15 protein-coding genes and 1 tRNA gene are annotated in these 17,599 nt (G+C 61.4%); 14 read left to right on the top strand and 2 right to left on the bottom strand.

The window, feature by feature from the left end:
* Window positions 1-73: 73 nt before the first annotated feature.
* A tRNA-Arg gene (locus tag DQG15_RS11125) sits at window positions 74-150 on the top strand.
* 132 nt (window positions 151-282) lie between these two features.
* On the opposite strand, the gene DQG15_RS11120 is transcribed toward DQG15_RS11125, so the two are convergent.
* Window positions 283-1,209 carry a LysR family transcriptional regulator gene (locus DQG15_RS11120; protein ID WP_232830807.1) on the bottom strand — a complete coding sequence of 309 codons (927 nt, stop codon included), beginning with the start codon at window positions 1,207-1,209 and terminating at the stop codon, window positions 283-285.
* A 102-nt stretch (window positions 1,210-1,311) separates the two neighbouring features.
* On the opposite strand from DQG15_RS11120, the gene DQG15_RS11115 reads away from it, so the two are divergent.
* The 6 genes from DQG15_RS11115 to DQG15_RS11090 are packed head-to-tail and all read left to right on the top strand — an operon-like array spanning window position 1,312 to window position 9,751.
* Complete coding sequence (locus DQG15_RS11115) at window positions 1,312-2,463, top strand: pyridoxal phosphate-dependent aminotransferase (RefSeq protein WP_370454182.1); 1,152 nt, start codon at window positions 1,312-1,314, stop codon at window positions 2,461-2,463.
* On the top strand, window positions 2,460-3,662 hold the full coding sequence (locus tag DQG15_RS11110) for an acyl-CoA dehydrogenase (RefSeq protein ID WP_116085253.1): 1,203 nt from the start codon (window positions 2,460-2,462) through the stop codon (window positions 3,660-3,662). The genes DQG15_RS11115 and DQG15_RS11110 overlap by 4 nt, the downstream gene beginning before the upstream one ends.
* A 10-nt stretch (window positions 3,663-3,672) precedes the next feature.
* On the top strand, window positions 3,673-5,862 hold the full coding sequence (locus DQG15_RS11105; protein ID WP_116085251.1) for an alpha-ketoacid dehydrogenase subunit alpha/beta: 2,190 nt from the start codon (window positions 3,673-3,675) through the stop codon (window positions 5,860-5,862).
* On the top strand, window positions 5,859-6,902 hold the full coding sequence (locus tag DQG15_RS11100) for an ACP S-malonyltransferase (protein WP_116085250.1): 1,044 nt from the start codon (window positions 5,859-5,861) through the stop codon (window positions 6,900-6,902). Before DQG15_RS11105 ends, DQG15_RS11100 begins: the two co-directional genes overlap by 4 nt.
* Window positions 6,899-8,404 carry an aldehyde dehydrogenase family protein gene (locus DQG15_RS11095; RefSeq protein WP_116085248.1) on the top strand — a complete coding sequence of 502 codons (1,506 nt, stop codon included), beginning with the start codon at window positions 6,899-6,901 and terminating at the stop codon, window positions 8,402-8,404. The genes DQG15_RS11100 and DQG15_RS11095 overlap by 4 nt, the downstream gene beginning before the upstream one ends.
* 18 nt (window positions 8,405-8,422) lie before the next feature.
* Window positions 8,423-9,751, top strand: a complete 1,329-nt coding sequence (locus DQG15_RS11090; protein ID WP_116085247.1) for an FAD-binding oxidoreductase — start codon at window positions 8,423-8,425, stop codon at window positions 9,749-9,751.
* 12 nt (window positions 9,752-9,763) lie between these two features.
* Here the strand turns inward: DQG15_RS11090 and DQG15_RS11085 are convergent, their stop codons facing one another.
* Complete coding sequence (locus DQG15_RS11085) at window positions 9,764-10,666, bottom strand: LysR substrate-binding domain-containing protein (RefSeq protein ID WP_198665133.1); 903 nt, start codon at window positions 10,664-10,666, stop codon at window positions 9,764-9,766.
* Between the two features lie 148 nt (window positions 10,667-10,814).
* Here DQG15_RS11085 and DQG15_RS11080 point away from each other — a divergent pair, with 148 nt between their 5' ends.
* The 7 genes from DQG15_RS11080 to DQG15_RS11050 all read left to right on the top strand — a co-directional run bounded on the left by DQG15_RS11080 (window position 10,815) and on the right by DQG15_RS11050 (window position 17,412).
* Window positions 10,815-11,831 carry an ABC transporter substrate-binding protein gene (locus DQG15_RS11080; RefSeq protein ID WP_232830806.1) on the top strand — a complete coding sequence of 339 codons (1,017 nt, stop codon included), beginning with the start codon at window positions 10,815-10,817 and terminating at the stop codon, window positions 11,829-11,831.
* Window positions 11,832-11,912: 81 nt separating this feature from the next.
* On the top strand, window positions 11,913-12,986 hold the full coding sequence (locus DQG15_RS11075) for an ABC transporter ATP-binding protein (protein WP_116085242.1): 1,074 nt from the start codon (window positions 11,913-11,915) through the stop codon (window positions 12,984-12,986).
* Window positions 12,973-13,824 (top strand): ABC transporter permease, encoded by an 852-nt coding sequence (locus DQG15_RS11070; protein ID WP_232830805.1) that lies wholly within the window; start codon window positions 12,973-12,975, stop codon window positions 13,822-13,824. The genes DQG15_RS11075 and DQG15_RS11070 overlap by 14 nt, the downstream gene beginning before the upstream one ends.
* Before the next feature lie 8 nt (window positions 13,825-13,832).
* Window positions 13,833-14,627, top strand: a complete 795-nt coding sequence (locus tag DQG15_RS11065; RefSeq protein WP_116085239.1) for an ABC transporter permease — start codon at window positions 13,833-13,835, stop codon at window positions 14,625-14,627.
* Between the two features lies 1 nt (window position 14,628).
* A complete protein-coding gene (locus DQG15_RS11060; RefSeq protein WP_116085237.1) occupies window positions 14,629-15,723 on the top strand; it encodes an FAD-binding oxidoreductase in 1,095 nt (364 codons plus the stop codon).
* On the top strand, window positions 15,716-16,012 hold the full coding sequence (locus tag DQG15_RS18850) for a (2Fe-2S)-binding protein (protein ID WP_116085235.1): 297 nt from the start codon (window positions 15,716-15,718) through the stop codon (window positions 16,010-16,012). Before DQG15_RS11060 ends, DQG15_RS18850 begins: the two co-directional genes overlap by 8 nt.
* Window positions 16,009-17,412: an NAD(P)/FAD-dependent oxidoreductase gene (locus tag DQG15_RS11050; protein ID WP_116085233.1), complete on the top strand. Its 1,404-nt coding sequence runs from the start codon at window positions 16,009-16,011 to the stop codon at window positions 17,410-17,412. The genes DQG15_RS18850 and DQG15_RS11050 overlap by 4 nt, the downstream gene beginning before the upstream one ends.
* The last annotated feature ends 187 nt before the right edge of the window (window positions 17,413-17,599 follow it).

Here is a 17,599-nt window from a genome sequence, read left to right as displayed (position 1 = left end):
ATCCCCCCCTCTTCTTGAGGGGACCAATCAGGGTGACATGCCCGCCCGCGCCGTCTAAGACTGCATCCCGTGCGGCCCCGTGGCTCAACTGGATAGAGCAGCCCCCTCCTAAGGGGCAGGTTGCAGGTTCGAATCCTGCCGGGGTCGCCACTTCTCAATTTTCATTGGGAAAGAAGCATATCATTGCACAAATGCGCCAAATCGCCGTTTTGGGGGTCACCCCCATTTCTGTGCGGAGGCGGCAACTCATCGGCAGGGAATGCTGAGCGTCCAAGACTGACGTTATGCATCAGCTGCGCGTAACCAGTTGATAAATTTCTCCAGCGGTTGACGCGCTGGCATGTTCTCAGGCCACACCAAATAGTATTCGCCGGCAGCGCGGGCCGGTTCTCCATATGCGGATACAAGTCGGCCGCGATCTATTTCACTTGATGCCAAATAGGACGGCAGCAGCGCGACTCCCATTTGATGGACTGCGGCCTGGGCCATGGTCGAAAACTGGTCGAACAACATCCCGGGAAGATTATCGGGCGTGTGCCCGTGGCGAACGAACCAATCCTCCCAAGCGCTTGGTCGGGTCTCCAGATGCAGAAGTGGAAACTGCAGCAGTTGCATCGGCGATGTCAGCGGCGATTCGATGAGGTTTGGCGCGCATACCGGCAAGACGTATTCCTCGGCGATATGGAGGTAATGCACGCCTTGCCAGTCGCGCGCGCCGTAATGGATCGCGGCGTCATACTCCTCGCGCGCAAAGTCGAAAGGTTGCAAGCGAGACGAGAGGTTTACTGTGACTTCCGGACAGGCGGTGGCGAAGTGGCGCAGCTTCGGCGCCAGCCAGTGCATGCCGAAAGCCGGAAGGATGGCGAGGTTCAGGCTGCCGCCTGTAGGGTTCGCCTTCAGTTTGAGCGAAGCCCGGGACAGGTCGCGCAGGCAGATACGCACCGTTTCGCAATACTCGCGCGCCGCCGGCGTGAGCCGCAGACGGACGCCGTCACGCTGGACCAGCGCTGTCGCCAGTTGCCCCTCCAGAACCTTGATCTGCCGACTGATCGCGCTGTGGGTAAGCGATAGTTCCTCGGCGGCGGCCGATGCGCTTCCCAGTCTGTCGACCGCTTCAAGGGCCAGCAGCGAACTGATTGAGGGAAGCAAGCGTCGAGGTGTCAACATGTGAGTTTTTGTCCAGCAATGTGAAATGAATATCAATATCATTTCCCATGAAAAGCTAGTTATATTTGCGGCAGCTGATTTCTACAGGCGCGGCAAGCCGTGACAAATATGAACAGACAAACCTCCTTCCGGCGTGCGCGCCTTGTGAACGCCCTGGAAATCTCGGAAATCGTCAGGATTTCCGAACGCGCGGCAACGATGCGCCTTGAAGGCCAGGACATCGTGTCCTTCGCTACGGGCGAGCCGGATTTCCCCACGCCGCCGCATGTGATCGAGGCGGCCCATGCTGCAGCGAAGGCCGGGCTGACCCGGTATCCACCGACAGCCGGCACGCGGGAATTACGCGATGAGATCGCCTCCGTTCATGCCGTGGAGACCGGCAATGTGATCGTATCGACCGGCGCCAAGCAGGTTCTTGCCAACGCGATGATGGCAACGCTCGACCCTGGCGATGAAGTGATCATCCCGACGCCCTACTGGTCGACCTATTCCGATATCGTCCGGATGTGCGGAGGCGAGGTCGTGACCATCGCGTGCTCGATGGAGGAAGGGTTCAAGCTGTCGCCTGAGGCGCTGGAGCGGGCGATCACGCCGCGCAGCCGATGGCTCATGCTGAATTCGCCGTCGAACCCGTCCGGTGCCGTCTACACGGCGGAAGAGCTTCGGGCCCTGGTCGCCGTGCTTGAGCGTCATCCGCATGTCTGGATCATTTCCGACGAGATTTATCAGCATCTGAGCTTTGCTGCGTTTGCCTCTTTTCTTGAGGAGGCCCCGTCGTTGCGGGGGCGAACCCTGATCGTCAATGGTGCGTCCAAGGCGTGGGCGATGACCGGGTGGCGCATTGGCTGGGGCGTCGGCCCGCAACCTCTCATCGCGGCCATGGCTGCGGTGCAGGGGCAGATCACGTCTGGCGCCTGCTCGATCGCGCAGGCCGCGGCGTTGGCCGCCCTGACCGGCGATCCCGCTCTGCTGGCGGAGCGCCGGGAGAACCTGCGGGCGCGGCGCGATCGTGTCGTGGCGCTCCTGAATGCGATGCCGGGGCTGACTTGCCCGACGCCGGACGGTGCGTTCTACGCATTTCCGTCCTGCGCGGCGCTTCTTACGGGAGCGGGTGGTCGGTTTGAAAGCGATGCCGACTTCTGCGCGTGGCTGCTGAACGTGGCCGGCGTCGCCGTCGTCCCGGGCCGCGCTTTTGGATTGCCCGGGCATGTAAGACTTTCTTTCGCCTACTCCGAAGACGAATTGACCAAGGGCCTCTCGCGCATGGGCGAAGCACTGGAAAGGATTTCAATATGAGTGACGGGCATGGTCCTTCGCTGTCGTCTTTTTCCTGGGAGGACCCGTTCCGCCTCGACGACCAGCTGTCCGAAGAAGAGCGCATGCTGCGCGATGGCGCGCGTGCCTTTGCGCAGGACCGGCTGCAGCCGCGCGTGCTCGAGGCCTATGCGCAGGAAAAGGCCGATCCGTCGGTCTTTGCCGAGATGGGCGAGATGGGTCTGCTCGGCCTCACCGTGCCCGAACAATACGGCGGCGCGGGTGCGGGCTACGTCTCCTACGGTCTTGTCGCCCGCGAGGTCGAGCGCGTCGACAGCGGCTACCGCTCAATGATGAGTGTGCAGTCATCGCTGGTCATGTATCCGATCCATGCCTATGGCTCGGAGGAGCAGCGGAAGAGATACCTGCCGAAACTCGCGACCGGCGAATGGATAGGCTGTTTCGGTCTGACGGAACCCGATGCCGGGTCCGATCCGGGCGGCATGAAGACCCGGGCCGCTAAAATCGATGGCGGTTACAGGCTGTCCGGGTCCAAGATGTGGATCTCCAATTCTCCCATCGCAGATGTCTTCGTCGTCTGGGCGAAGTCGGAGGCCCATGACGGCAAGATCCGCGGGTTCGTCCTCGAAAAGGGCATGAAGGGGCTTTCCGCGCCGAAGATCGGCGGCAAGCTATCTCTGCGCGCCTCGGTTACAGGCGAAGTGGTGATGGAAAACGTCGAGGTTGGCGAGGATGCGCTGCTGCCCGACGTTGAAGGTCTGAAAGGCCCGTTCGGATGCCTCAACCGGGCCCGCTACGGCATCGCCTGGGGTGCGATGGGGGCGGCCGAGTTCTGCTGGCATGCGTCACGCCAATACGGGCTCGATCGCAAGCAGTTCAACAAACCGCTGGCGCAGACGCAGTTGTTCCAGAAGAAGCTCGCCGACATGCAGACTGAGATCGCACTCGGCCTTCAGGCGGCACTGCGGGTCGGCCGATTGATGGACGATGGCCATGCCGCGCCCGAAATGATTTCTCTCATCAAGCGCAACAATTGCGGCAAGGCCCTCGATGTCGCCCGCATGGCGCGCGACATGCATGGCGGCAACGGCATCTCGGGGGAGTTCCAGGTGTTCCGTCACATGGCCAATCTCGAGACGGTCAATACCTATGAAGGCACCCATGACGTCCACGCTCTGATTCTGGGCCGGGCGCAGACGGGCCTTCAGGCATTTTTCTGAGTTTGATCTGATGGACCGCTCTGCAATCGTTCACGAGAATTTTCTGAAGCGCGTCGCTCAAGCGGATTTGCCCGCTGGACGCAGCCCCGCCGGGCCGTTGTCGCATGACGATGCTGCGTTGATTTATCGCTCCGGATGTCTCACTCGCGCGCTCGACCGCAAGAGCCGGGCAATGCAGGCGGCGGGCCAGGGCTTTTACACGATCGGCTCATCGGGCCATGAGGGCATGGCCGCCGTCGCGGCAGCGCTGATGCCCACCGACATGGCCTTCCTGCATTACCGCGACGCAGCTTTCCAGATACACCGGTCGACCCAGGTGCCCGGGCAGTCGATCGCCTGGGATATGCTGCTGTCGTTTGCCTGCTCCTCGGAAGATCCGATCGCGGGAGGGCGGCACAAGGTGCTGGGCTCGAAGAGCCTGACCATTCCTCCCCAGACGTCGACTATTGCAAGTCACCTCCCGAAGGCGGTGGGCGCGGCCTACTCCTTGGGTCTCGCCCGCCGCCATCCGCCCGAACATCGTGCGCTTCCCGACGATGCGATCATCATGTGCTCCTTCGGCGATGCTTCGGCGAACCATTCTACGGCGCAGGGCGCATTCAACGCGGCGCAATGGACGTCCTACCAGTCCCTGCCGCTGCCGCTGCTCTTCGTCTGCGAGGATAATGGCATCGGCATCTCCACAAAAACGCCGAAAGGCTGGATCGGCGCGACCTTCTCGAACCGACCCGGGCTGAAGTATTTTTCCTGCGACGGCCTCGACATGTTCGACACGCATCGCGCCGCGCTGGAGGCTGCCGATTATGTGCGCACGCGGCGTAAGCCGGCCTTCCTGCACATGCGTACAATCCGCCTTTATGGCCATGCCGGAGCGGATATGCCCACCACGTACATGTCCCGCGAGGAGGTAGAAGCAGAGGAGGCAAACGACCCTTTGCTGCATTCGGTGCGCCTGCTCGCCGAAGCGGGGATCATGGCACCCGCTTGCGCGCTGGAGATCTACGAGGAGACGAATGCGCGCGTCGAGCGGGTGGCAACTGAGGCCGTGACCCGTCCCCGCCTCAAGACGGCAGAGGAGGTCATGGCGAGCCTCATTCCGCCACCGCGCTCCTGCAGGCCGACCAACGGCCCGACGGCGGAGGCGCGGGCGGCCGCTTTTGGCGGCGAAATCAAGGCGCTCGAGCAACCGCAGATCATGTCGCGCCTGATCAACTGGGCGCTGACCGACGCGATGCTCGAACACGGCGAGATTGTTCTGATGGGTGAGGATGTCGGCCGCAAGGGCGGCGTGTATGGCGTAACGCAGAAGCTCGTCACGCGTTTCGGCCGGTCGCGGGTGATCGACACCCTGCTCGACGAACAGTCCATTCTGGGGCTCGGTATCGGCATCGCCCATAACGGTTTCCTGCCAATCCCGGAAATTCAGTTCCTCGCCTACCTGCACAATGCTGAGGATCAGCTGCGCGGTGAGGCGGCAACGCTGCCTTTCTTTTCCAATGGACAATACACGAATCCGATGGTCGTGCGCATTGCAGGGCTTGGTTACCAGAAGGGGTTCGGCGGGCATTTTCACAACGACAATTCGGTTGCCGTGCTGCGCGATATTCCGGGCCTCATTCTCGCCTGCCCGTCGAACGGGGCCGATGCCGCGATGATGCTGCGCGAATGCGTGCGGCTTGCCCGAGAGGAACAGCGCCTCGTCGTGTTCCTGGAGCCGATTGCCCTTTATTCGATGCGCGACCTGCATGAAGCCGGCGATGGCGGGTGGATGACACCCTACCCCGAACCGTCGGAACGCATCGGTTTCGGCGAAGTCGGGCAGCATGGTGACGGCACGGATGTGGCCATCGTGACGTTCGGCAATGGCGCCTACCTGTCGCGACAGGCGCAGAAGCGGCTGGAGGCGGAGGGGATCGCGACGCGCGTGATCGACATTCGCTGGCTGTCGCCGCTGCCCGAGGATGCCATCCTGGAGACCGTGTCGGACTGCCGGAAAGTGCTGATCGTCGACGAGACCCGGCGCACCGGCGGACTGGCCGAAGCACTGATCGCGCTTCTGACGGAGCGTACGGATTTGCCGCATGCGCGCCTGAGTGCCGAGGACAGTTTCATCGCAACCGGGCCCGCCTATGCCGCCACCATGCCATCGACGGACGGCATCGTGGCCGCGGCTCGGAAACTGGCGAAGGGCACAGCATGAAAACGGCGGTGGTCATCTGTCCCGGTCGAGGAACGTATAACAAAGCCGAGCTGGGCTATCTGGCCAAACACTTCCCCGACAGCACTCTTTTGGCTGATTTCGATGCGCAACGGTCCGCCAAGGGGCAGCCGACGCTCGGCGAACTGGATGGCGCGTCGCGCTTCTCGCTATCGACTCATACGCGGGGCGATAATGCGTCGGCGCTGATCTATGCCGCGACATTGGGCGACTTCCTGTCGATCGATCGCGAGCAGGTAGAGATCGTGGCGGTTACCGGCAATTCCATGGGCTGGTACTCGGCGCTTGCCTGCGGCGGCGCCCTATCCCCGCAGAACGGCTTCCGCGTTGCCAACACCATGGGCGTGCTGATGCAGGACGCGTTGATCGGCGGGCAGTTGATCTACCCCTTTGTCTGCGAGGACTGGCGGCCGAATCCAGAGAACCGTGCGAAGCTTTTGGCGCTGGTCGACGACATCGCCGGGCGGGCGGATCATGCGCTCGCTCTGTCGATCGACCTCGGCGGCATGCTGGTATTGGCCGGCAACGAGGCCGGGCTTGCCGCCTTCGAAACCGCAGTCGAGCCGGTGCAGGAACGGTTCCCGATGCGGCTCGGCAACCACGCCGCCTTCCACACCGCTCTGCAGGCGCCGGTGGCGGCAGAGGGCCGCGAACAACTGCCCCCGGCGCTGTTTGGGCAACCCGACTTACCGCTGATCGACGGACGTGGCGCGATCTGGTGGCCAAAGGCGAGCGATACGCAGGCCCTGCGCGACTACACGCTCGGCGCGCAGGTCACCGAAACCTATGATTTCACCAAAGCCATGGCCATCGCGGCGCGCGAGTTCGCGCCAGACCTGTTCATCATCACCGGCCCGGGCACGACGCTGGGTGGCGCCGTCGCCCAGTCGCTGATCCTGGCCGGCTGGCACGGCATGAGCAGCAAGGATGATTTCAAGGCCCGACAGAACAAAACGCCGCTGCTGGTTGCCATGGGCATGCAGGAACAGCGCCAAACCGTATTAAAAGGAGAAACATCATGACCCATAAAGACGTTCTTGCGGCAGCGTGCCTGAGCGAGGCCGAACTGACCGGCGGCACTCTGGGTGTGCGCTCCCCCATCGACGGCGTCGAAGTGGCGCGCGTAAAGGAAACCGATCCGGCCGATATGCCCGCAGTCATCGCTAAAGCGCAGAAGGCATTTCTCGCCTGGCGGACGGTGCCGGCACCGCGCCGCGGCGAACTCGTACGCCTGCTCGGCGAGGAATTACGGAAGTCCAAAGAAGAACTAGGCGCGGTCGTGACGCTGGAAGCGGGCAAGATCACTTCGGAAGGCGTCGGCGAAGTCCAGGAGATGATCGATATCTGCGACTTCGCGGTGGGACAGTCTCGCCAGCTTTATGGTCTGACCATCGCGTCCGAACGGCCGGGACACCGGATGATGGAAACATGGCATCCGCTCGGTCCCTGTGGTGTGATCACAGCCTTCAACTTCCCGGTCGCCGTCTGGTCGTGGAATACGGCGCTGGCGCTCGTCTGCGGCGATCCGGTGATCTGGAAACCATCCGAGAAGACGCCGCTGACCGCCATGGCCACCATGAAGATCATGCAGCGCGCGCTGGACCGTTTCGGCGACGATGCGCCGGAGGGTCTTGTCCAGCTGACCATTGGCGGCGCCGAGATCGGCGAAGCGATGGTCTCGTCGGAAGATGTGCCGATCATCTCCGCGACGGGCTCGACCCGCATGGGCTCGATCGTCGGTCCGAAGGTGATGGCGCGCTGGGGACGTCCGATCCTAGAACTGGGCGGCAACAATGCGATGATCGTCGCGCCGTCTGCCGATCTCGACATGGCGGTTCGGGCCATCGTCTTTTCGGCCGTCGGAACGGCCGGCCAGCGCTGCACGTCGCTGCGCCGGGTGATCGCCCACAACTCGATACGGGAGGAACTCGTGGCCAAACTCGTCAAGGCCTATTCCAGCCTGCCGATCGGCGATCCGCGCGACGGCAAGATGCTGGTCGGTCCGCTGATCGATCACAATGCCGTCGACCAGATGATGACGGCGCTCGAAAAGGCCAAGTCCGAGGGCGCAACCGTGCATGGCGGCAAGACGGTGACGTCCGGCGTTCCGCAAGGCGGCGCCTATGTTGAACCGGCTATCGCCGAAATGCCGGAGCAAAGCGACATCGTACGCACCGAGACATTTGCGCCGATACTCTACGTGCTGGGATATGATGACATCGAAGAAGCGTTAGCTATTCAGAACGATGTGCCGCAGGGGCTGTCGTCGTGCATCTTCACGCTGAACATGCGCGAAGCTGAGGCCTTCCTGTCGGCCGCCGGCTCCGATTGTGGCATTGCCAACGTAAATATCGGACCTTCGGGCGCTGAAATCGGTGGGGCGTTCGGTGGCGAAAAGGAGACGGGTGGCGGCCGCGAGAGCGGATCGGACGCATGGCGGGGATACATGCGGCGTCAGACCTGCACAGTCAATTTCGGGACTGAACTACCGCTCGCCCAAGGTGTCCGGTTCGACATAGGCTGAAGCGTCAGGAACGCATCAATGACAATCCACCGGGTTGAATCACGCGCCGCAGCCGCGGACATGCGTGGCAACTACTGGCATGAGGGCGTGGCCGACCATGTGCCGCGCCCCAGGGACCTGAAGTCCGCCTACGACGTCGTCATTGTCGGCGGTGGGTACTCAGGTCTTTCCGTCGCCAGTGGACTCGCGGAGCAAGGCGCATCGGTTCTGCTAATCGAACAGCATGGAATCGGTTTCGGCGCGTCCTCCCGCAACGGGGGCATGGTCGGACCAAGCTTTCACGGCCTTGGTCTTGCTGGACTGACCAAGGCCTACGGTGACACGAAGGCCCGTCAGATCCTGGCCATGGGCGTGGAGGCGGTGGACTACTGCGAGGATCTGCTTTCCAAACCGGACATGGACTGCGACCTTCGGATGTCTGGCCGGTTTCGGGGTGCCCGGACTGAGGCGGATCACCATGCGATGATCGGCGAATGCGAACGCCTCGGGGCTGCGGTTGGCCTGAGATACGAAATCGTCCAGCCTTCCGACATTCACCTTCATACAGGCTCGCGCGCCTATGTTGGCGGTATTCTGTACCCAAGGGATGGCGGCCTCCACCCCAAGAAACTGGCAAACACCCTAGCGACCCGGGCCGAAGTTAACGGCGCAACGCTGCTCACCCAGATGCCCGCCACTTCAATCCACCGTGACGCGTCGGGCTTCCTCGTCCGGACCCCCGGCGAGGATTTTCGCGCACGGCAGGTGGTGATCGCAACGAACGGATATTCGGACAGCCGCATGGCCGAGCTTCACAGGCGGATCGTTCCCATCGACGTGGCCGTCAGCGCGACGCGCCATTTGGGAGAGGAGCGGGTCCGAGCAATGTCTCCAGGTCTCCAAATGCACGGCGAAAGCGGCCGCATCTTCATCTGGTCCCGTCCGTCGCCCGATCACACGCGTTTCATCTTCGGCGGGCGCATCGCAAGCAAGTCGGCGCCGCCTGATGTGCAGAGGGCACAGATTGCAGCGGCTGTCGGCCGGCTGTTTCCCGATCTCATTGCTGACGATTTCCAGCACGTCTGGCATGGAAAGATCGCCTACACCACCGATCACTCCCCACACATTGCCCAGGACGACGGTCTCTGGCTGATCGGCGGATACTGCGGCTCCGGCGTAACCCGCTCGCTCTATTTCGCCGACAAGCTCGTGCGGAAGATGACGGGTCAGCCCGGAAGCGCCACACCACTCGACGACATCGAGTTCCCGGTCGTTCCCTTCCGAAGTTTCGCGCCTTTCGCAGCGAGGACCCTGACACGGTACTATGCCCTCCGCGATCGGCTCGACCGGCTCAGAAAACCAATCTGAAATGAGTCGACGTCAGGATGTCACCAGTGCCTCGACCTCTTCGCGGACCAGTGACAGAAAAACTTCCGACAAACCGGACCTCGGCCTGACGGTCGGGGACATCACGAAGTAACGATAGGCCAGAGAGGGTTCGAAAGGCCGAACTTCGATCTGGCCTTGCCGCTGCAATTCAGCCGCTGTGATCGGGTCGATCAGGGCCAGCCCGGTGCCCTGAACGACAAATTGCCCAACCGCATATGACAGCTGTGTGCTGATCTGGGTGCGCGCCTTAACGTTTTCAGAGGCGAAGATAGACGTGATCCGGTTCCCGGCCGAACTGTTGGTAGCAGTGAGGATAAACGCTTCGCCTTCGAAATCACTGGGGACGAGGACCTTGCGATCGCACAGCCTGTGCCCTTTCGGGATCGCGGCCACCAGTGCGGACTGAAGCAGGAGTTCGGCCGAGACGCCACGCTGCCTTGTGTCGGCTTCGGAGAAGCCGAGATCATACTGCTGCGTCGCGACGGACGCGATGACGCTTTGTGAACTTGCGATGTGCAGCGCGACGGATATGTCCGGTCGTTCCGCGCAGAACCGGTCGATAATCCGGGGCAGGAAATTCATCGCCATCGCCGGCAGCGAGACAATATGCAGGGATCCGCGCCGATGCGTCCCGATCTCCCGCGCTGATTGGGCAATGGTCTCCAATCCGACATAGGACCGCTGCACCTCTTCGAACAGGGCACGCGCTTCTGGGGTCGGAACGAGCCTCTTTTTCTCTCGCTTAAAAAGCGCATACCCGATCGTGCCTTCGAGATCGGCGAGCAATCGACTGGTAGCGGGCTGCGTAACATGGATCTGTCGAGCCGCCTCGGTCACGCTGCCTGTTTCCATCACGGCGCGAAAAGCCTCAAGTTGTCTGTGGGTTAGACGCATCTCACCTGCCCTTCTCTGACCCGGAAGTTCATAATATATTTGCATGAATTAATCTATTTTAAAGATTTGACTTATGGTTCCTGTCTGAGAGCATGAGAGGAATAAAGATCAATCAGGGAGTAACTTCTAAATGCGCAAATTAACTATAATGAGCCTTCTGCTCGGCTGTACCGCGACCATGGCCGTCGCACAGGAAAAGACGTTGTACTTTGCCTCGTACGGCGGCTCGAACGAAGAGCTCTACAAGACGGTACTGATCCCGAAATGGCAGGAGACCGAGGCGGGCAAGGACGTCAACGTCGAGTTCGTTGCGGGCAATTCGACCGATACCTTGGCCAAGCTGCGTGCCCAAGAAGGCAACCAACAGATCGACGTCGCGATGATGGACGACGGTCCAATGGTCCAGGCAATAAGCTTCGGCTACTGCGACACGGTTCGCGAGGACACCTTCGAGGGCCTCTATGACGTGGCCCGATTCCCGGAAAGCAAGGCCGTGGGCGTTCAGCTGATCGCGACCGGACTGACCTACAACACCGAGCTGTTCGAGGAAAAGGGCTGGGATGCGCCGACCTCCTGGAACGATCTGAAGGACCCGAAATACAAGGGAATGGTCTCCGTCCCGCCGATCACCAATGGCTATGGCCTTCTGACGCTGATTGTCATGGCTCAGCTGGACGGCGGCGGAGTTGACGAGATCGAGCCGGGGTTCAAGGCTTTCGAGGACGAGATCGATCCGAACGTCCTGACTTACGAGCCCTCATCCGGAAAGATGTCCGAGCTGTTTCAGAACGGTGACATCGCGTTGTCCGTCTGGGGCAGTGGCCGCGCCAAGTCCCTGGCCGATACCGGATTCCCCGCCGCCTTCGTCTATCCCGAGGAAGGTGCGGTCGCGCTGATGACAGCGGTCTGCCCAGTCGTGGGATCCGACGTGCCGGATGCGGCGCAGGACTTCATCCAGTTCGTGACGTCGCAGGAGACGCAACAGTACCTTGCCGACACCAAGGGCTCTGGCCCTGTCAACGGCTCAGTCACGCTTACGGACGAGCAGGCAGCGTCGATGCCTGTCGGCGAACGTGCCGAGAAGATGATCGCCGTCGATTATACCGTCGTGAATGACAAGCGCGGCGAGTGGACCGAACAATGGACCCGGCGCCTTGAACGCTAGGACTGTCGAGCAGTCCGGAACCTCGGTACCGGGGCAACGCCCCGGTATCCAACACAAAACGTTCGAATACAGGCCACCCAAATGACTTTTCTCAGGCTTGAAGACCTGACCAAGAGATTCGGCGAGTTCACGGCAGTCGAAAACGTAGACCTGTCGATCGAACGCGGCGAATTCGTGTCGCTCCTGGGTCCGTCCGGATGTGGCAAGACGACGACGCTGCAGATGATCGCCGGCCTGCAGGAGCCGACAGCCGGGCGGATCGTGCTGGGCGGCACCGACATCACTCGCCTACCGCCAAACAAGCGTGGCCTGGGCATCGTTTTCCAGAGTTACGCCCTGTTCCCGCACATGGACGCGACAGGAAACGTGGCCTTCGGACTTGAAATGAAGGGCATCGGGCGCTCGGAACGTCAGGAACGCGCGCGGGCGGCCCTGAAGCTTGTGAAGCTCGACCACCTTGCAGACCGTTTCCCGAAAGAGATGTCCGGTGGCCAAAGACAACGTGTGGCGCTGGCCAGAGCGCTGGTGATCGAGCCGCCGGTCCTTCTGCTTGATGAACCGCTTTCGAACCTCGACGCCAAGCTGCGTGAAGAGATGCGGATCGAACTGCGTCTGTTGCAGCAAGAGATCGGCGTTACGACAATTCTTGTCACCCACGACCAAGAAGAGGCGCTTTCGATGAGCGATCGCGTGGTCGTCATGGAGGACGGGCGTATTGCCCAGATCGCCGCACCGCTCGAGCTGTACGAACGCCCCCGCGATCTCTTCGTGTCGGATTTCGTCGGAAAGACCAATCTGCTGGAAGCCCGTGTTCTATCCGCAGGAGAACGAGGGAGTGTCGTGGGCATCGAAGGACACCAGATAGACCTGCCGGGGACAGACCTTGGCAAACTGGACAAGGTCACACTGTCCCTCAGACCCGAGAAGTTGGTGATGTCCGATGCCGCAGACGGTGTGGAAGCAAAGGTGCTGGCAGCGATCTTTCTGGGCGCGAACTGGCTCTACAGGGTGCAGACCCCGATCGGGGAGCTTTTCGTGACACAGCCGAACAGCGGCCGCCCAGGGTTTTCCAATGGCGACAAGACATGGCTGAGCTGGCCTGACGGAGCCGTCAACATTTTCTCGGCGGAGGGTCGGTTCGATGAAACGCATTAACGCCACGCCGTACCTTTTGACCGCTCCGGGAGTTCTGTTCTTCAGCGCACTCCTCGGAGCGCCGATGGTGATGACGCTTCTCCTCAGCCTGCATTCCTATGACTACACCTTGGGAATCCAGGATGACTGGACACTCGCCAATTATCTGGATGTCTTCACGGACTCCTACTTCTACGTCATTTTCGGACGCACCCTGGGTCTGTCGCTGCTCGTGACGGTCCTGTGCATTCTGATCGGAGCGCCCGAGGCCTACATCCTGTCGCGGATGCGCAATCCTTGGCGGTCCATTTTCCTGCTTGTGGTACTGGGACCGCTTCTTGTGTCAGTGGTGGTCAGAACGCTCGGCTGGGCGATCTTGTTCGGTGGCAATGGCCTTCTGGCGAAAACGACCGCCGCGCTCGGTCTGGGCGAAGTCAGCCTGATGTACACCATGACCGGTATGACCGTGGCATTGGTCCACGTGCTGGTACCGTTCATGGTGATCCCGGTCTGGGCATCGCTCCAGAAGATGGATCCACAGAGCGAGGATGCGGCCCTGACGCTGGGCGCCTCTCCCTTCACGGTCATCCGCCGGATCACCCTGCCGCAGATCACGCCGGGGATCCTGTCTGGCAGCATCATCTGCTTCGCCCTTACGGCCGCCGCCTTTGCCACACCGTCGATCATCGGCGGCCGCCGCATGAAGGTGGTCGCGACGATGATCTACGACGAATACAAAAACACCCTGAACTGGCCCATGGGCGCCACGCTCGCCGCACTCCTCCTGTTTGCCAACATCGTCATCATCACGAGTGCGAACCGTCTGGTCGAACGACGCTTTGCCAAAGTGTTCGAGTGAGGTCAGCCATGCGTCGTCTCGGTCCGCTTTCATACATCTTCCACACCATCTTCGTGATCTTCATCCTGGCCCCCCTGGCTGTCGTCGTGCTGGTCTCCTTCACGTCCAAGGGCTATCTCTCGATGCCGACGGATGGATTATCGCTGCGTTGGTTCAAGGCAATCTGGGACGCTCCCGAGTTCATCGAAGCGTTCTGGTTTTCGGTTTGCCTGGCCTTCGTGTCAGCCAGCGCAGCAACCCTTATCGCCGTTCCCGCGGCACTCGCCCTTGCGCGGATGACCTTCCACGGACGCGCAGCGATCTCGTCTTTCCTGTTGTCGCCGATGCTGATCCCGCACCTCGTTCTGGGGGTCGCGTTTCTGCAATTCTACAGCCGGCTCGGCATGGGTGGGACGTCAGTGGGTCTGACCGCGGCACATATCGTCGTGATCATGCCGTATGCCGTCCGACTGTCGCTGGCGTCGATCACCGGCCTGCCGCGCGACGCGGAACAGGCTGCACTGACCCTTGGCGCCAGCCGGTTTACCGTGTTCAGGCGCATCACCCTGCCCCTGATCCTGCCCGGCGTCGCAGGAGGGTGGCTTCTGGCCTTCATCAGCAGTTTCGACGAACTGACGATGAGCGTCTTTGTCGCCGCCCCCGCCACTCAGACTCTTCCAGTCAAGATGTACAACCATATCGTCGAAACCATCGACCCGCTCAGCGCGTCGGTCTCGACCGTAACGATCGTCATAACCTTCGTCGTGATGCTGCTGCTCGACCGCCTTTACGGGATCGACAAGATCTTCATCGGGAAAAGCTGAGATGACCGTGCTGGTTATTGGCGGCGGTGTAGTCGGTCTGTCCGTCGCGTGCGGACTGCTCGATGCCGGTGAGAAGGTCACCGTGATCGACGCGAGGGACGACGACCATCGCGCCTCACGGGGGAATTTCGGCCTGATTTGGGTGTCCGGCAAGGGTCGGACTGCCATCGACTACTCGCGCTGGACCCGCCGCTCGGCTGCCCTTTGGCCGGATTTCGCGGAGGAGCTGGAAGAGATAACGGGCAAGACGCTCGGATATGCTATCGAGGGGGGGCTCGACTATTATACTGATAGCGAGAAGCTCGACGCCAGAGTTGCAGCGCTCGAAACCTTCCGGCTGGAGTGGGATGGGGATTATCCATTCGAAGTCCTCGACCGTGCCGCCCTCCTGCATCTCGAGCCGGCCATAGGACCTGAGGTCGTAGGCGGCATCTTCTGCCCGATGGACGGCCACGTGAATCCCCTTCTCCTGCTACGCGCCCTGTCGACAGCTTTTGTCGCAAAGGGAGGAAAGCTAAAGTCGGGCGCACCGGCGGCTGAGGTTTCCGCAGCGGACCACCGGTTTCAAGTTACGATGAGCGATGGCGCCACTCTCACGGCAGAACGGCTTGTACTTTGCGCCGGCCTCGGGGCCGCGAAACTTGGCCCCATGCTGGGCTTCAGGGCCCCGGTCCGACCACAGCAGGGACAACTCCTGATCACCGAAAAACTGCCGTTCTTCATCAATCACCCCTCGTTGTCGATCCGTCAGGTGAATGAAGGCGGTGTGCAGATCGGCGCTTCCAAAGCCGAAGCCGGTCTGGACGATCGAGAGGATACTGCGACCCTGACCGCGATGGTGCGTGATGCAATCCGGATTTTTCCGCGTCTGGCTAGTGCGCGTATGGTCCGAAGCTGGGCGGCCCTTCGGGTCATGACGCCAGATGGATTGCCGATCTATGAACGATCGGACGCCTACGCCGGGGCGAGTTTCATAACCTGCCACAGCGGAATTACCCTGGCGGCCTCGCACGCCGGTCCGATTGCCGACTGGATCCTCGGGAAAAATTCTGCACCGGACCTTTCGACCTTCAACGAAAGCCGGTTCGATGTTTGAACCTGTCACCCCGCCGGATAGCGCAGATGCGGACCTCACCTTCACGTTCGACGGCGCAGAGATCCAAGCTTCGACAGGTATGACGGTAGCGGCTGCGCTTCTTGCCCGCGGGTATCGCCGATTTCGAAGGTCTTCCGCGGCGAGCGAGAACACTGGCCCCTACTGCATGATGGGCGCGTGCTACGGCTGCATCGTCGACATCGATGGAACAAGCGTCCAATCCTGCATGACACCCGTCGTGGCAGGTCTGGTCGTGCGGTCCCTCTTGCCGAGCGGAGATGACACATGACGGTCCGACCGGCGGACGCCGATCTGATTATAATAGGCGCAGGTCCGGCCGGACTAGCCGCTGCCGACGAAGCCCGCAGGTATGGTGCTCGGGTAATCCTGCTCGACGAGCAGCCCACACCCGGCGGCCAGATTTACCGAAATGTTCTTTCTGCGACGCCCGGGCACGACCGCCTGCTTGGTCGGAGTTATTCCTCGGGTCGCAGCCTTGCGAACACTGCCCTCGACAAGCGCATTGATTACCGGAGCGGTGCCGTGGTCTGGAAAGCCTCTGCGGAAGGATCGGTCTGGTACAGCAGCAAGGGGCGCAGCTGCATGGTCACTGGTCGGCACCTGCTCCTCGCGACAGGTGCGCTGGAACGCCCGGTCCCCGTCCCTGGATGGACGCTGCCCGGGGTGATGACCGCCGGTGCGGCCCAGATCCTTCTGAAGAGCGCCGGTACCGCGCCGAGAGACGCGGTGCTCGTCGGGTCGGGGCCGCTGCTGTACCTCCTCGCCCGCCAATTGTTAGCGGCGGGATTTCCCCCGAAAGCCATCGTGGACACGCGGTCCGGGCAGCAGATGCGATCCGCCCTGAGACATGCGCCCGGTGCGCTGCGGTCTTGGCGGGTATTGTACGAGGGCTTGCGACTGATCTGGTCGCTACGGAAGAGCGGTGTCGCTTGGTTTCGTGGCGCCGAAGAGGCACGGATCGAAGGGACGGACACCGCGAACGCAGTCGCATTCCGGCACGGCGGCAGGCAGCACCGCATTGAAACGCAGATCGCACTTTTGCATCAGGGCGTAGTCCCCAATACACAACTTTCTCGATCCCTCGGGCTGCCCCATTGCTGGGACGAAAGCCAGCTCTGCTTCCGTCCGCAAACGAACGCCTATGGAATGACGCCCTCTTCAAATATCAGCATAGCAGGTGATGGGGCCGGCATCCTTGGGGCAAAAGCCGCGGAATTCTCGGGTCGGATCACTGCGCTCGGCGCCCTGTCGGCACTTGGAATGATCAGCGAGCCGGAGAGGGACAGACTCGCTCGCCCCTATCTAAGACAACGAGGCCGGGAGGCCGCGATCAGACCGTTTCTTGAAACGCTCTACGCGCCCCCTGACGATATTCTTTGCCCGGTCGGAGAAACCGTCGTCTGTCGATGCGAAGGCGTAACTGCAAAGGATGTCCGAAGGTTTGCTGACCTCGGATATCATGGCCCAAATCAACTCAAGGCCTTCTGCAGATGCGGGATGGGACCCTGCCAAGGCCGCTATTGCGGGCTCACCGTGACCAATCTGTTGGCGATGCATCACAAGTTGCACCACGAGCAGATCGGCTATTTCCGTGTCAGATCACCCATAAAGCCAATCACACTGGCGGAATTGGCAGGAGGAGTAAGCTGCTCTGGCCGGGACCAATAATTTCGTAAATTACAAGTAAAATAAAGTCGCTGATCAAAAAAGCTAGCAGCAACCACTTTCAAATCTGTCTGCTTGTAGAGCCCCCCTGAACGCAAGTTCCACTTCTTGCTTCGCTTGACTTTGGAAATATTTCGACATCAGTTACCCACGAGCCAAGGCGGCTCGCCTGAGCGGTCATTCCCTCAGA

The sequence above is a fragment of the Tropicimonas sp. IMCC34011 genome, assembly GCF_003390865.1.
In the GTDB taxonomy this organism is placed as follows: domain Bacteria; phylum Pseudomonadota; class Alphaproteobacteria; order Rhodobacterales; family Rhodobacteraceae; genus Tropicimonas_B.
The sequence above is the reverse complement of the archived record's forward strand: the minus strand, read 5'-3'. Positions and strand labels throughout refer to the sequence as shown.